We start from the raw sequence: 14,406 nt of genomic DNA on the forward strand, positions 1-14,406 counted from the left end.
CGATCTCTTTGCTTCGATAAGCCGGAAACGAATGCGGTGGGCCCTTTCGTGTGCGTCCCGCACACTTTTGCGCTGCGCCTCGCCGCCTGCCCGTTACTTCGCCGACACCGGCCGCACCGCGGCCGCCGCCTGCCTGGCACGCGAGCGCGCTTGCTCGATGTTCTCGCCGGTCGCGAGCGCGACGCCCATGCGACGTTTGACGAAGCTTTCCGGCTTTCCGAACAGGCGCAGATCCGCATTGGGCACCGCAAGTGCGGCCGCGACGCCTTCGAACGCGATGCCGGCCTCGTCGCGACCACCGTAGATCACCGCCGACGCGCCCGGCGCACGCGGCGACGTATCGACCGGCAGGCCGAGGATCGCGCGCGCATGCAGTTCGAACTCCGAGAAGCGCTGCGAGCACAGCGTGACGAGCCCCGTGTCGTGCGGACGCGGGCTGACTTCCGAAAACCATACGTCGTCGCCGCGCACGAAAAGTTCCACGCCAAACAGGCCGCGGCCGCCGAGCGCCGCCGTCACCTTGTGCGCGATCTCGCGCGAACGCTCGAGCGCGAGCGGGCTCATCGGCTGCGGTTGCCACGATTCGACATAGTCGCCCGCGACCTGCACGTGGCCGATCGGATCGCAGAAATACGTGCCGACCGCGCCGCTCGCCGGGTCGATCGCGCGCACGGTGAGCTGCGTGATTTCGTATTCGAAGTCGATGAAACCCTCGACGATCACGCGCCCGAAATTCACGCGGCCGCCCGCCATCGCGTACTGCCAGGCGGGTTCGACGTCGGCGTCGCTGCGCAAAACCGACTGCCCCTTGCCCGACGACGACATCACCGGTTTCACGACGCACGGATAGCCGACCTTCGCGATGCCCGCGCGCAGCTCGTCGAGCGAATCGGCGAATGCGTACGGCGAGGTCGCGAGGCCAAGCTCTTCCGCAGCGAGGCGGCGGATGCCTTCGCGGTTCATCGTCAGTTGGGTGGCACGCGCGGTCGGGATCACCTCGGCGAGCGCCTCGGCTTCGATCGCGGCGAGCTCGTCGGTGGCGATCGCCTCGATTTCGGGGACGATCAGATGCGGGCGCTCCTGCTCGATCAGCGCGCGCAGCGCGGCGCGGTCGGTCATGTCGATCACATGCGCGCGATGCGCGACCTGATGGCCCGGCGCGTTCGGGTAACGGTCGACGGCGATCACTTCGACGCCCAGCCGTTGCAGCGCGATGATCACTTCCTTGCCGAGCTCGCCGGCGCCGAGCAGCATCACGCGCGTCGCGGATTCAGAAAGGGGCGTGCCGATCCGTTGGCCGATCTGCATGGGAACTCCAGATAAAAGTCGGGATGAGGGTGGGATGGGATAGACCGCGATGTTAACATGCGGGCCCCTTGCCGCGCGGCGCTCAGGGTGCGCTTTGGGTGCGCTTTGGGTGCGCTTTGGGTGCGCTTTGGGTGCGCTTTGGGTGCGCTTTGGGTGCGCTTTGGGTGCGCTTTGGGTGCGCTTTGGGTGCGCTTTGGGTGCGCTTTGGGTGCGCTTTGGGTGCGCTTTGGGTGCGCTCGCGAGGCCGTGGCGGTCGAGCGGAACCGTGCCGCCGCGTCGACGTTCGCAGCTGCGATCACGTCACCGCGAGCATCGCTCGCGCACGACAAGCTTAGTACGTTACCCTTACGCCTTCGCCAGTTTGAACAGGAACGACGCCATGCTCATCCGCTCCCGCCCGCGACGTCTTGCGCGCATCATTCCGTGCCTGCGCACGGCCGTCGCCGCGTTGAGCATCGCCGCGCTGCTCGGTGCCTGCGCGATCCCGAAGCATCCGGATTCGTCGGCGCCGCCGCCTGATCCGTTCAATCCCGCCGCCGCGCAACTGCTCGACGACACCAGCTGGGTGCTGAGTTCGTGGAAGAACGCCGACGGCACGGCGCGCGCGGTGCCGTCGGAGGATCAGAAGCCGCTCACGCTGACGTTGTCGACCGAAGGCGGCCGGCGTCACGCGAGCGGCTTTTCCGGCTGCAACCGCTTCATGGGTTCGTACATGCTGAAGGACGGCAAGCTGAGCTTCGGTTCCCTCGCCGGCACACGCACGGCGTGCGTCTCGCCGGGCGGCGACATCGAGAAGCCGTTCCTCGACGCGCTCGAGCGCATCGATCGCACCGGCGTGCAGATGCGAGCGCCGCAGCAGATGCAGCTGATCCTCGACAACGGCGACACCCTGATGTTCGATCGCAGCGACAAGTGATGCGAGTTTGCGCCGCGTTCGGGATTCGCGCCGGCCTTCGAAGCCGCGCGCTGCGCCGTTTAAACTCGACGGATTGCGCTTGCGCGCGCTCCGTCATTCGTAGATGTCTGGTATGCACACGGTAGTTTTTGGCTGGTTCGGCGGGTCGGCCGTCTGGTTCATTCCTCTTTTGTGGCGCCTCGTGAAGTCGATGCTGCCGGGCGGCGCGGGTCTGCGCGGCCCCGGCACGATCCGGCTGTGGCTCGGCTTCGTCTGCGTGCTGATCGCGAGTTGCACGCTCGAGGGCTCGCTGATCGGCATCGCCGGCATCAATGGTTTCGGTCATGCGCTCGCCGCGGGGCTTGGACATCTGCTCGGCCATGTCGGCACGCCGCTCGCGGCGCTCGCGCTGCTCGTGATCAGCCTGCCGTGGCTCGTCGACTTCCGCTGGAGCGACGTCGCCGTTTGGGCCGACGGCGCGTTCGGCCTCGGTCTGTCGCGGGGACTCGCGAAGCGCGACGAGGATGCGCGCCGCCACCGCAGCGTCGACGACGGCGCGCCGTCGCATGTGTCGCCTGCTACCAACACGATGGCGCCGCGCAATAGCAAGGGTCGCTACGCGCGGCCGACGGTGTGGCGTCCGCCCGCGAGCGGGCGCGGCGCGGGCTCCGCCGCTGCTTCCGGCACCGCGGCGGCTGGCATCGCGGTTAGCAAGGACGCTTCCGCCCGTGGCGCCGGCGCAAGCTGGCGAGCCGATGCGGCCGCTGACGCGGCGCGCGGGCAAGTCAAGCTGACCGAGCCGGTGCTACGCACGGGGTCGAGCGCGTCGCCGCGCCCGGCAACGTCGACGGCAACGCAGGCGCTGCATGCGGACAAGGCTGCGGACAGATCCGCCGCACCATTCGTGCCGACCGAGCCGGTCGCGCCGGCCGGCTGGTTGCGCAGCACGGAGCCGCGCGCGGCGACGGCGGCGGCATCGCTGGGTGCGGCGGGTGCATCGGGCATGTCGGCTCGTGATGGTGCTGCGCAGGTCGGGCGGCGCTCGGTCGGAGATCAGCGTGCGGCCGCGTCGTTCGGCTCCAGTGCCGCGTTGGCGGCGACGGCCGCCAACGCGGCCGGCGTGTCGGCGCGAGCGGCACAGGCAATGGCGGGCCGCGCCGCCGCCTCGGGCGCCGGTATCGGCATCACAGCGGGATCGATGAATGCCGCGGGCCGCACAAGCCGCCCGTCGTCGCTGCCACGTCCGGACGACGGCAGTGCGCCGCTCAATCGCGGCGCGACCCCGCGTCAACCGTTCCCGGCCGCTTCGCGCGCCAACAGTGTGACCTCGCCGTCGACCGTGCGCCGGCCTACACCGAACTTCACGCGAACGATGACGAACGCGTCGACGGTCGCGCCGCCCGCGAGCGTCGAGGAAACGCTGCGCAGCATCGCGGAAAACGCCGCGCGCTGGACCGACATCGCCGGCGTGAGCCTGGCGCGCAGCCGTGGCGCCGATAGCGCGAAGACTGGCGATGCAGAGCATGCGTCGACGACGTTCGATGTGCCACCGGCGCAGCGGGACGTGCTCCCTGTCGAAAACGGCGAGACGGTTGCGGCGCCGCAGGCGCAGAGCGTGGAGAGTTCGGCGCGGATGGTGTCGCCGGCGCAGTCGCAGCAAGAAACCGCATCGGTCGAGTTGCCGGCTGAGCGTGCGGTGACCGAGTCCGAGACGTCGGTCGAGGGCGGCAACGAAGCGGTTGCGCAATGGCCGACCGAACCGCCCGTCATTCATGCGCCGCTTACGGCTGCGCCGCAGACGACGACTGCAATCGAGTCGGTGGCCGACGTGGCTGCTGCGGCTGTCGAATCCGCGGTTGTCGAGCCATCGGCATCCGCTGTGGCCGAGCCTGCCGCCACCGAACCGGCCGCAAGCGCGCCGCAACATGAGTCGCCGACGGCGACGCCATTCGAGCGCTTCGCAGCCAGCCTACGGGACGATGCTTCGCAAGAAGACGCACCGGCGGTCCAAAACGATTCGACGCAGACAGCGACAAACACCAGCGTCCCGGCATCGCAGAGGGAGGAATCCGCGCGAACCGTCGAACCGGCCACCGCCGACACCGCGACGCCTCCGCAAGCGCTGGCTCCGGCAGCCGAAATCGTCATCGACAAGACGCTCGTGCCTTGGGAGAGCAAGCTCGGCCCCGCCGCGGCTCAACGCGCGGCCGCGTCAGCGGACTCGCCGCAGACGGAGGCCGCCGCGCCGTCGAGCGCAAGCGTGCCGCCGTGGTCCGGCGCGACGGTCTCGGAGCTCGCGAGCGAACGTGCGCAGTCAGGTGAGCCCGCGACGTCGCACGACCCTGCCCTGCCCGCTGTGAACGAGCCCGCGAACGACTCGCCGTCGTCGACTTCGACGAGTGCGGCGAACCTCGCTATGCCGGCAACCGCACCAGCCGTCGTCTCGAACGTAGTCCGTTTCCCGGGCTTCGCCGGGCCGGCGACCAGCATCGAGCCTTCGGTCGGCGCAAGCGCAACGCCTGTCGCGAACACGCTGGCCGTCGAACCGTCGCCCGCTCCGTCGTCTTCACCCGCGCTAACACCGCAACCGCAGGCCCAATCCGCCGACCAACCCCAATCCGCCGACCAACCCCAATCCGCCGACCAACCCACTACCGAGCCCGCCGCCCGCCCGCCGCTGCGCGGCCACGCGCCGGTCAACGGCTTCGAGTTCCACGCGCCGGCCGCATCGATGGTCGAACTGCCGACGCTCGATCTGCTCGCCCCCGCCGATGCCGACATCGAACCGATCTCGGATGAAAAGCTCCGCGAAACCGGCCTGCTGATCGAGCAGCGCCTGCAGGAATTCAAGGTGCCGGTGATGGTGGTCGGCGCATCGGCGGGTCCGGTCATCACACGCTTCGAAGTCGAACCGGCGCTCGGCGTGCGCGGCAGCCAGATCGTCGGTCTGATGAAGGACCTGTCGCGCGGTCTCGGTCTCACGTCGATCCGCGTGGTCGAAACGATTCCGGGCAAGACCTGCATGGGCCTCGAACTGCCGAACGCGAAGCGCCAAACGATCCGCCTCTCGGAAATTCTCGAGGCGAGCGTCTACCAGAACTCGCACTCGCGACTCACGCTTGCGATGGGCAAGGACATCACCGGCCATCCAGTCGTCGCCGATCTCGCGAAGGCGCCGCACATGCTGGTGGCCGGCACGACCGGCTCGGGCAAATCGGTCGCGATCAACGCGATGATCTGCTCGCTGCTGTTCAAGGCGACGCCAGAGGAAGTGCGCCTGATCATGATCGACCCGAAGATGCTCGAACTTTCGGTTTACGAAGGGATTCCGCATCTGCTCGCGCCGGTCGTCACCGACATGAAGCTCGCGGCCAACGCGCTGAACTGGTGCGTCGGCGAAATGGAAAAGCGCTACCGGCTGATGTCGGCCGTCGGCGTGCGCAATCTCGCCGGCTTCAACCAGAAGATCCGCGACACCGAGGCGAAGGGCAAGAAGCTCGGCAACCCGTTCTCGCTGACGCCCGATGCGCCCGAGCCGCTCGCGCCGCTGCCGCTGATCGTCGTCGTGATCGACGAGCTCGCCGACCTGATGATGGTCGCCGGCAAGAAAATCGAGGAGCTGATCGCGCGGCTGGCGCAGAAGGCGCGTGCGGCCGGCATCCACCTGATCCTCGCGACGCAGCGGCCGTCCGTCGACGTCATCACCGGTCTCATCAAGGCGAACATTCCGACGCGCGTCGCGTTCCAGGTGTCGTCGAAGATCGACTCGCGCACGATTCTCGACCAGATGGGCGCCGAGTCGCTGCTCGGCCAGGGCGACATGCTGTTCCTGCCGCCGGGCACCGGCTACCCGCAGCGCGTGCACGGCGCGTTCGTCGCCGACGAGGAAGTGCATGCGATCGTCGAATATCTGAAGCAGTTCGGCGAGCCACAATACGAGGAAGGCATTCTCGACGGCCCGGCCGCCGATGGCGGCGCGGCCCAGGACCTGTTCGGCGAAGCGCCGGATGCGGAAGCCGATCCGCTGTACGACGAAGCGGTCGCGTTCGTCGTACGCACGCGGCGCGCGTCGATCTCGTCAGTGCAGCGGCAGTTGCGCATCGGCTATAACCGCGCGGCGCGGCTCGTCGAGCAGATGGAGACGGCCGGCCTCGTGTCGGCGATGAGCATCAACGGCAGCCGCGAAGTGCTGGCGCCAGGGCCGGCGGAATGAGCGCCCGGTGAATCGCTAACCGGGTCGGCGATGATCCGGAAGAAAAAACGGACAGCCTCACGATGTGAGCTGTCCGTTTTTCATTTACCCGCGCGTGCCGCGCATCACGACGGTGATACCAGCTTGAAGTCGACCGGCGAGCCGAGATCGAAATGCTGCTTCGGATTCGGATCGAGCAGCCCCGTCTGCGGATCGCGCTTGAACACATAGACCGTGTCGCTCAGCTGATTGCCGACGATCAGCCAGTTTCCGGTCGGATCGACGGTGAACTCGCGCGGCGATTTGCCGAGGCTCGACTGCCGGCCGATCTGCTTCAGGTGTCCAGTGGCGGGATCGACCGAGAAGATCACGATCTCGTTCGCGTCGCCGCGATTGGACGCATACACGAAGCGTCCGTCCGGCGACATATGAATCGCCGCCGCGCCCACCTTCCCCTTGAAGTCAGGCTCGCTCAATGGCAGTGTCTGCACGAGCTTCAGCCTGCCGTCGTGGTAGTCGAACGTGCTGACGGTCGCCGCGAGTTCGCTCGTCAGATACGCGTGCTTGCCGTCCGCGCCAAAGATCAGATGGCGCGGACCCGTGCCGGCCTTCTGCTGCGTGTAGCCCCAGTCCGTCGCGATGAATGGACCCGCGCCGGCGCTGCTCTGCGGCGCGTAGCGGTACGAGTACAGCTTGTCGGCGCCGAGGTCCTGCGCGAGCAGATAGCGGCCGTCAGGCGAGAACACGGTCGAATGCACGTGCGAGTTGTCCTGCCGCCCTTTCACCGGACCGCCGCCCTCGTGATGCACGGTCTGCACCGAGGTGCCGACCCAGCCGTTCGCCTGCAGCGGAAACACCGCGAAACTGCCGCCCGGATCGGGCGCGACCGAATAGTTCGCGCTCAGCAGATACTTGCCGTCCGCCGAGATGCTCAGATAGCACGGATCATTGCCGTCCGACGACACCTTGTTCAGAAACGTCAGCTGCCCGCGCGCGGCATCGAAGCCGAACGCGCTGATGCCGCCGCGCTGCGTGGCCGGGCCGTTGTCACCGGGCAGTTCGTTGACCGAATACACGAAGCGGCGGTCGCGGCTCACGACCAGAAACGACGGATTGACCGTCTGCGCGACCGACACCTGGGTCGCCGCGCCGGTCTTCGTATCGAAGCGAAAGACGTAGATGCCCTCGCTCTTGCCGCTGGTGTAAGTACCGACCAGCATCGTATAGACGCCGTCCGCGGGGACCGGGCCAGAATCTTGCGCATACGCGTGCGAAGCAACAATCGAAACCATGAGCGCGAAACCTCTTATTATCGAACGGGCGGCTAGCAACGGCGCTGGCCGCGTTGCGCGCCGGGCGGTGCTTTCCACCGTGCAATCCGCGGCAGATGGAGCGGCGCGGGCAGCGCCACGCGGACGGGAACCCTGAAAGGCAACACTGGCAAGAACAGAAGTAAAAACAGAAGTCGGAACTGGGCGCACGGCAATACGCCCGACGGCACGGCGACTGTGAAGCATGAGACCTCCTCGACATCGGTTGTCTGGTACGGGCTCGCGTATGAGCCGGGGTACGAGCGGTTGTAACGGTGTCTGGTCTGCCGCGCCGCGAATCGAGCGTCGTTCCATGTTGTTGTTGTCGAAGTCAGTATAAGAGCGTCAGGTCGGATCATGCAGTGAATCCGCCGCTGCGGCACGGTCTGCGCCAGCGGCTTGGGTCCCGCGCGGCGGGACGTTTTTCAATCGTTTTCTCAATCGCGCATCACGCGTCTCAACCACGGAGTCTCCATGAACGTCACTCTCAGCCTGGGTCCGCTCGTTTCGCTGATCGCCGGCATCCTGATCCTGATCATGCCGCGCCTGTTGAACTACATCGTCGCGCTTTACCTGATCATCATCGGCATCATCGGGATCTTCGGCGTGGGCTCGTCGCATCTGTGAGCGACAGGCGCCGCGACGCCGGGCGTGAGATTTGCGTCCGGTATCGAGGTGGTTTCGCACGAAGAGAAGGTTCGCTGAGTGCCAGCGCCACTCGCCCGTGTGAGAGCGCGGCAAATGTCACGCCATGATATATGCGGGAAGCGGGCATCGCGCGCAAGATGGACGCGCGCGACCGCCCGCGCCACGCGAACGATCGACCTGACGCGACGCGGCGTGAAGATACGGATAGGAAATGCGAAGGCGCGGTACGAAGGGATGCGGCGAATGACCGGCGCGGATACGCCAGGAACCTGCGCTACGAACGCTCGGCCCTACCGCTCAACCGTTCGCCAGCTGTTCGAGCCGCAGGCGCCCCTGCAACGACAGCGCGCCGACCGCATAATGATCGGCATCCTGCTGATAGCGCCGGAAGCAGGCCCGCTCTACCAGGAAGGAGGCGGCAGCCAGCATGCCGTTGCGGCTCAGGCCGAGCCGGCCATGATCGAGTGGCAGCATGGAGTCGCCGGCAAGCTGGCTGGCGGCCGAGAGAATCGTGATGCAATCGGATTTCGAAGGGTTCAGCATGGCTTTCGTCCTCGGAAACGGCGTCTGCATGCGCCATGAGCAAGGCCGATTCGCAGTCCGGCAGCTCGCCGGACATCGGCATGAAATTTGATTGTATGCATGGATTTGACAATTTTCCAACCCGCGTTTTGCCGCACTGTGCGGTGAACCAAACACTGCCGATCGTGGTCCGGTAATAACACCCACTCGAAGCGCGGCTGCTGTCGCCGTCCGTAATAACGACTCGTTTTCCGACACGCTTTCCATGCCTGCACACATCGAAGACTACGCACTCATCGGCGATGGCCATACCGCCGCGCTCATCTCCCGCGAGGGTTCCGTCGACTGGCTCTGCTGGCCGCGCTTCGACTCGGGCGCCTGCTTCGCCGCGCTGCTCGGCTCGCCCGACAACGGCCGTTGGCTGATCGCCCCCGCCACCGAGGGCGAGCACGGCGCGCCGACCATCACGCGGCGCTATCGCGGCGAAACGCTGATCCTCGAAACCGACTTCGAAACGCCCGACGGCGCCGTCACGCTGATCGATTTCATGCCGCCCGGCAACGGCTGGTCGGAGCTGATCCGCATCGTCGTCGGTAAGCGCGGCACCGTGCGCATGAAGATGGAACTCGTGCTGCGCTTCGACTACGGCTTCTCGATTCCGTGGGTCGACAAGCTCAAGCACGACAGCGGCATCAAGGCGATCGTCGGCCCCGACAACGCGGTGCTGCGCACGCCGGTCGAACTGCATGGCGAAGACATGAAGACCGTCGCGGAATTCACGGTAACCGAGGGCGAGCGCGTGCCGTTCTCGCTCGCGTACGGGGCGTCGCATCTGCGCATTCCGCCCGCGCGCGATCCGCACACGTCGCTCGCGCGCACCGAGAACCACTGGCTCGAATGGGCGGCGCGCGGCACCGTCGAAGGACGCTGGGCCGGGCCGATCCGCCGCTCGCTGATCACGCTGCGCGCGCTCGCCTACGAGCCGACCGGCGGCATCGTCGCGGCGCCCACCACGTCGCTGCCCGAGCGGCTCGGCGGCACGCGCAACTGGGACTACCGCTACTGCTGGCTGCGCGACGCGACCATCACGCTGCTCGCGATGATGCGCGGCGGCTACTACGACGAAGCGCGCGCCTGGCGCAGCTGGCTCGGCCGCGTGATGGCGGGCGCGCCGGACCAGTTGCAGATCATGTACGGCATCGGCGGCGAGCGGCGCCTGCCCGAATCCGAAATCGACTGGCTGCCCGGCTACGAGGGCGCGAAACCGGTGCGCATCGGCAACAATGCGGTCGGGCAGCGTCAGCTCGACGTCTACGGCGAGGTGATGAACGCGCTGCATCTGGCGCGCGTCGGCGGCCTGCAGGCGGACGTCACCGCGTGGAGCGTGCAGCGCGCGATGCTCGAGCACTTGAGCACGATCTGGCGCGAACCCGACGAAGGCATCTGGGAGACGCGCGGCGGCCCCGAGCATTTCACGTTCTCGAAGGTGATGGCGTGGGTCGCGTTCGACCGCGCGATCCGCTCGGCCGAAATGTTCAAGCTCGACGGCCCCCTCGACGAATGGCGCGCGATGCGTGACACGATCCACGCCGAGGTCTGCGAGAAGGCGTGGAATCCGGAGCTCAACGCGTTCTCGCAGTACTACGGCAGCGATCAGCTCGACGCGAGCGTGCTTCTGATGCCGCTGGTCGCCTTCCTGCCGCCGCACGATCCGCGCATCAAGGGCACGGTCGAGGCGATCGAGCGGGACCTGATGCACGGCGGCTTCGTGCTGCGCTACCGCACCACGGAATACGACGACGGCTTGCCACCGGGGGAAGGCACCTTTCTTGCGTGTTCGTTCTGGATGGTGGATAACCTTGCGCTGCAGGGTCGCGTGCAGGAAGCAATCGAGATGTACGAGCGGCTGCTCGCGCTGTGCAACGACGTCGGCCTGCTGTCCGAGGAGTACGACCCGGTCGATAAACGTCTCGTCGGCAATTTTCCGCAGGCGTTCTCCCACGTCGCGCTCGTGCACACCGGACTGAATCTGATGAAGCACGAGCAGGAGATGGCGCAGGCGACCGGCCATCCGGCGCATAACGGCATCCACGCGATGAAGCTTGAGGTTCAGGCAAGCCCTGATAGCGGCGGAGCAGCATCGCCGTTAGCATGACGCAGTGACAATTTGCGTACACTGAATGCGAATATTGTTGCATTGCACAAATTTGCCTTATTCGATATTATCGATCTGACTGTCGGCCGACAATAATGTGCCTACAACCACAATGGCCCGCCGCAACGCCTCACGCGTGTTTGCGAAGCCCCATGCGAACCGCTTAATACGGAGCAAACATGCTCTATCAATTTCACGAATTCCAGCGGGCGATGTTGAGCCCCCTCACCGCCTGGGCTCAGGCCGCATCGAAATCATTTGCGAATCCGGCCAGTCCGCTAGCCTATGTGCCGGGCGCCACGCGCCTTTCCGCCGGCTACGAACTGCTTTACCGGCTCGGCAAGGACTATGAAAAGCCCGAGTTCAATATTCACCAGATTGTCAAAGACGGCCATAACATTCCGATCGTCGAGCAGACGTTCATCGAAAAGCCGTTCTGCCGTCTGATGCGCTTCAAGCGCTTCGCGGACGACAGCGAAGCTGTCAGCCAACTGAAAGACGAACCGGTCGTGCTCGTCTGCGCACCGTTGTCAGGACACCACGCCACACTGCTACGCGATACCGTGCGCACGTTGCTGCAAGACCACAAGGTCTACATCACCGACTGGCTCGACGCGCGCATGGTGCCGCTAGAAGCCGGCTGGTTCGGTCTGAACGACTACATCGCGTATATCCAGGAATTCATTCGCCATATCGGCGCGAAGAATCTTCACGTGATCTCGGTGTGCCAGCCGACCGTGCCGGTGCTCGCCGCCATTTCGCTGATGGCGAGCCGCGGCGAGGACACGCCGCGCACGATGACGATGATGGGCGGCCCGATCGACGCTCGAAAGAGCCCGACCTCGGTCAATTCACTGGCCACGCAACACTCGTACGAGTGGTTCGAGAACAACGTGATCTTCACGGTGCCGCCGAACTATCCCGGCGCGGGCCGCAAGGTCTATCCCGGCTTCCTGCAGCACACCGGTTTCGTCGCGATGAATCCGGAGCGTCACGCGGCGTCGCACTGGGATTTCTACCAGAGCCTGCTGCGCGGCGACGAGGACGACGCCGAAGCGCACCGCCGGTTCTACGACGAGTACAACGCGGTGCTCGACATGGATGCCGATTATTACCTCGACACGATCCGCGTCGTGTTCCAGGAGTTCCGTCTTGCCGAGGGCACGTGGGTCGTCAACGGCGAACCGGTGCGGCCGCAGGACATCACGACGACCGCGCTGTTTACGATCGAAGGTGAACTCGACGACATATCCGGCGACGGCCAGACTTACGCGGCGCACGACTTGTGCAGCGGCATTCCGGCGAAGAACAAGCGTCACTTCACTGCGGAGAAATGCGGCCACTACGGCATTTTCTCGGGCCGCCGCTGGCGCACGATCATTTACCCGCAATTGCGCGACTTCATTCTCGAGCACAACAAGGCAGCAAAAACGACGAAAGAAAAAGTCGAAGCCTGAGCATTAAACTTGCATTAGCATATAAAAAGCCAACGGTCCCGTTCGAGGCCGTTGGCTTTTTTATCGCGCTTTGTTCGTGATACTGATTTTTTGCCGCGGCCATGTTCACCGCGGCACTACCCGTTACTTTCTCAACAGATACGCGAGCAGCAGTTCGGTATTCATCTGAATCACCTCGCTGCGTTCGGCGGCGCTGCTGAAATCGCGGCCGAGCGTCGCCTCGAGCGTGAAACGGTTCGACACGATGTAGTAGCCCATGCCCGAGAGCGTCACGTAAAAGCGCAGCGGGTCGATGTTCGTGCGAAACAGCCCCGCGCGCTGCCCACGTTCGAGAATGCCGCCGAGCGTGGCGACGATCGGCGAAATCATTTCGCGTATGCGCGTGGACTTCTGCATATAGCGTGCTTCATGCAGATTCTCGTTGTTGATGAGCCTCAACAACTCGGGATGATCGCGGTAGTAGTCCCACACGAAATGCGCGAGACGCGTAACCGCCTCGACCGGCGCGATTCCGTTGAGTTCGAGCGTGCGTTCCGCTTCGTTGAGTGCGCTGAACGCGTGCTCGAGTACCGCGGTGAATAGCTGCTCCTTGCTACCGAAGTAGTAATAGAGCATTCGTTCATTGGTTTCCGCGCGGCGAGCGATCTGATCGACCCGCGCGCCGAACAACCCTCCATTTGCAAACTCTTCCGCCGCCGCGAGCAAGATGCGGCGCCTCGTGCCTTCAGGATCTCTTTTGATTTTCGGCTGATTCATGGTGGCATCGTCTTCGTGAGCCGCGTTCTCCGGATCGCGCCGCCGGCCTCTCCTCGAGCCTTTTTGTGGCGGCGTTTAGCGGGCGCGTCGTGGTTGGGAAACACACCCTTTTCTGCGGTCTTTCGAATGAAGCGCTTCGATTATGGCACATGGATTGCGAATGGCAATCCGGGAAATCGGCGATAATGTGCTATTTAGTTCAGGTCGTGCGATCGCACGGCAAACCCCGCGCCGCAACCGTGACAGACGTCAAAACACTCGCGGATCGCATCGAAGATCTGCTGCCCCAAACGCAATGCACGAAGTGCGGTTATCCCGCATGCCGTCCGTATGCCGAAGCCATCGCCAATGGCGAGGCGAACTATAACCAGTGCCCGCCCGGCGGCGCCGAGGGCATCGCGCGCCTCGCCGCGCTGCTCGGCAAACCGGTGATTCCGCTCAATTCGGCCAATGGCGTCGAACGTCCGCGTCCGTTGGCGGTTATCGACGAACAGGTGTGCATCGGCTGCACGCTGTGCATGCAGGCGTGTCCGGTCGACGCGATAGTTGGCGCACCGAAACAGATGCACACCGTGGTCGCCGAGCTATGCACCGGCTGCGACCTGTGCGTGCCGCCCTGCCCGGTCGACTGCATCACGATGCTCCCCGTGACCGGCGAGGCCACCGGCTGGGATGCATGGAGCCAAAGCCACGCGGACGCGGCGCGGGCGCGTCATAACCGCCACGAGACCCGTCTCGCGCGCGAGCGCGACGCCGCCGAAGCGCGCGCTGCGGCGCGGCGAGCCGCAAGCGCGCCGCCGGCTGCGCCGGACGCGGTTGCGGCAAGCGGCGCGACAGTGCCGTCCGAGGCTCCCGCCGCCCCGATTGCGGACGGCGCGGAAGCGAAGAAACGCGCGATCATCCAGGCCGCGCTCGAACGCGCGCGCAAGAAGAAGGAAGACTTGGCCGCGAAAGGCGAGGGACCGCTGAACACCGAGAACGTCAGCGCCGACGTGCAGGCACAGATCGACGCCGCCGAAGCGCGCCGCCGCCGTCTCGGTCTTGCCAGCGGTGGCGACACGCCCGGCTCGGAGCAGCAGTCCGACGAGTCAAATGAGTCAAACGAGTCCAATCCGCCGTCCAACTCGCCGCCAACCGCGCGCTGACCACGCCGACGCAACCCG

At 65.6% G+C, this 14,406-nt stretch carries 10 protein-coding genes; 6 read left to right on the plus strand and 4 right to left on the minus strand.

Annotation, left to right across the window (positions count from 1 at the left end; translation table 11 throughout):
- Window positions 1-93: 93 nt before the first annotated feature.
- Window positions 94-1,308 (minus strand): formate-dependent phosphoribosylglycinamide formyltransferase, encoded by a 1,215-nt coding sequence (gene purT / locus OKW28_RS35420; RefSeq protein ID WP_429452346.1) that lies wholly within the window; start codon window positions 1,306-1,308, stop codon window positions 94-96.
- Between the two features lie 379 nt (window positions 1,309-1,687).
- Here purT and OKW28_RS35425 point away from each other — a divergent pair, with 379 nt between their 5' ends.
- On the plus strand, window positions 1,688-2,224 hold the full coding sequence (locus tag OKW28_RS35425; RefSeq protein WP_429452348.1) for an META domain-containing protein: 537 nt from the start codon (window positions 1,688-1,690) through the stop codon (window positions 2,222-2,224).
- Between the two features lie 112 nt (window positions 2,225-2,336).
- Window positions 2,337-6,416, plus strand: a complete 4,080-nt coding sequence (locus OKW28_RS35430) for a DNA translocase FtsK (RefSeq protein WP_429452350.1) — start codon at window positions 2,337-2,339, stop codon at window positions 6,414-6,416.
- 104 nt (window positions 6,417-6,520) lie between these two features.
- Here OKW28_RS35430 and OKW28_RS35435 read toward each other — a convergent pair whose 3' ends face one another.
- A complete protein-coding gene (locus OKW28_RS35435) occupies window positions 6,521-7,912 on the minus strand; it encodes a lactonase family protein (RefSeq protein ID WP_429452352.1) in 1,392 nt (463 codons plus the stop codon).
- 267 nt (window positions 7,913-8,179) lie between these two features.
- Between OKW28_RS35435 and OKW28_RS35440 the strand changes: the two genes are divergently transcribed.
- The gene (locus OKW28_RS35440; RefSeq protein WP_013088853.1) at window positions 8,180-8,332 is read left to right on the plus strand and encodes a DUF3096 domain-containing protein; all 153 of its coding nucleotides are present in this window, start codon (window positions 8,180-8,182) and stop codon (window positions 8,330-8,332) included.
- Window positions 8,333-8,650: 318 nt separating this feature from the next.
- On the opposite strand, the gene OKW28_RS35445 is transcribed toward OKW28_RS35440, so the two are convergent.
- The gene (locus tag OKW28_RS35445) at window positions 8,651-8,896 is read right to left on the minus strand and encodes a hypothetical protein (RefSeq protein ID WP_090803648.1); all 246 of its coding nucleotides are present in this window, start codon (window positions 8,894-8,896) and stop codon (window positions 8,651-8,653) included.
- A 244-nt stretch (window positions 8,897-9,140) separates the two neighbouring features.
- Here OKW28_RS35445 and OKW28_RS35450 point away from each other — a divergent pair, with 244 nt between their 5' ends.
- Entirely contained in the window at window positions 9,141-11,030 is a 1,890-nt protein-coding gene (locus OKW28_RS35450; protein ID WP_429452354.1) for a glycoside hydrolase family 15 protein, read from the plus strand.
- A gap of 179 nt (window positions 11,031-11,209) precedes the next feature.
- Window positions 11,210-12,487 carry a polyhydroxyalkanoate depolymerase gene (locus OKW28_RS35455; RefSeq protein ID WP_429452356.1) on the plus strand — a complete coding sequence of 426 codons (1,278 nt, stop codon included), beginning with the start codon at window positions 11,210-11,212 and terminating at the stop codon, window positions 12,485-12,487.
- Window positions 12,488-12,610: 123 nt separating this feature from the next.
- Here OKW28_RS35455 and OKW28_RS35460 read toward each other — a convergent pair whose 3' ends face one another.
- Window positions 12,611-13,243 (minus strand): TetR family transcriptional regulator, encoded by a 633-nt coding sequence (locus OKW28_RS35460; protein WP_013088849.1) that lies wholly within the window; start codon window positions 13,241-13,243, stop codon window positions 12,611-12,613.
- Window positions 13,244-13,482: 239 nt separating this feature from the next.
- On the opposite strand from OKW28_RS35460, the gene rsxB reads away from it, so the two are divergent.
- The gene (gene rsxB, locus OKW28_RS35465; protein WP_429452358.1) at window positions 13,483-14,388 is read left to right on the plus strand and encodes an electron transport complex subunit RsxB; all 906 of its coding nucleotides are present in this window, start codon (window positions 13,483-13,485) and stop codon (window positions 14,386-14,388) included.
- The last annotated feature ends 18 nt before the right edge of the window (window positions 14,389-14,406 follow it).

Source organism: Paraburkholderia sp. 40 (assembly GCF_050434105.1).
In the GTDB taxonomy this organism is placed as follows: domain Bacteria; phylum Pseudomonadota; class Gammaproteobacteria; order Burkholderiales; family Burkholderiaceae; genus Paraburkholderia; species Paraburkholderia tuberum.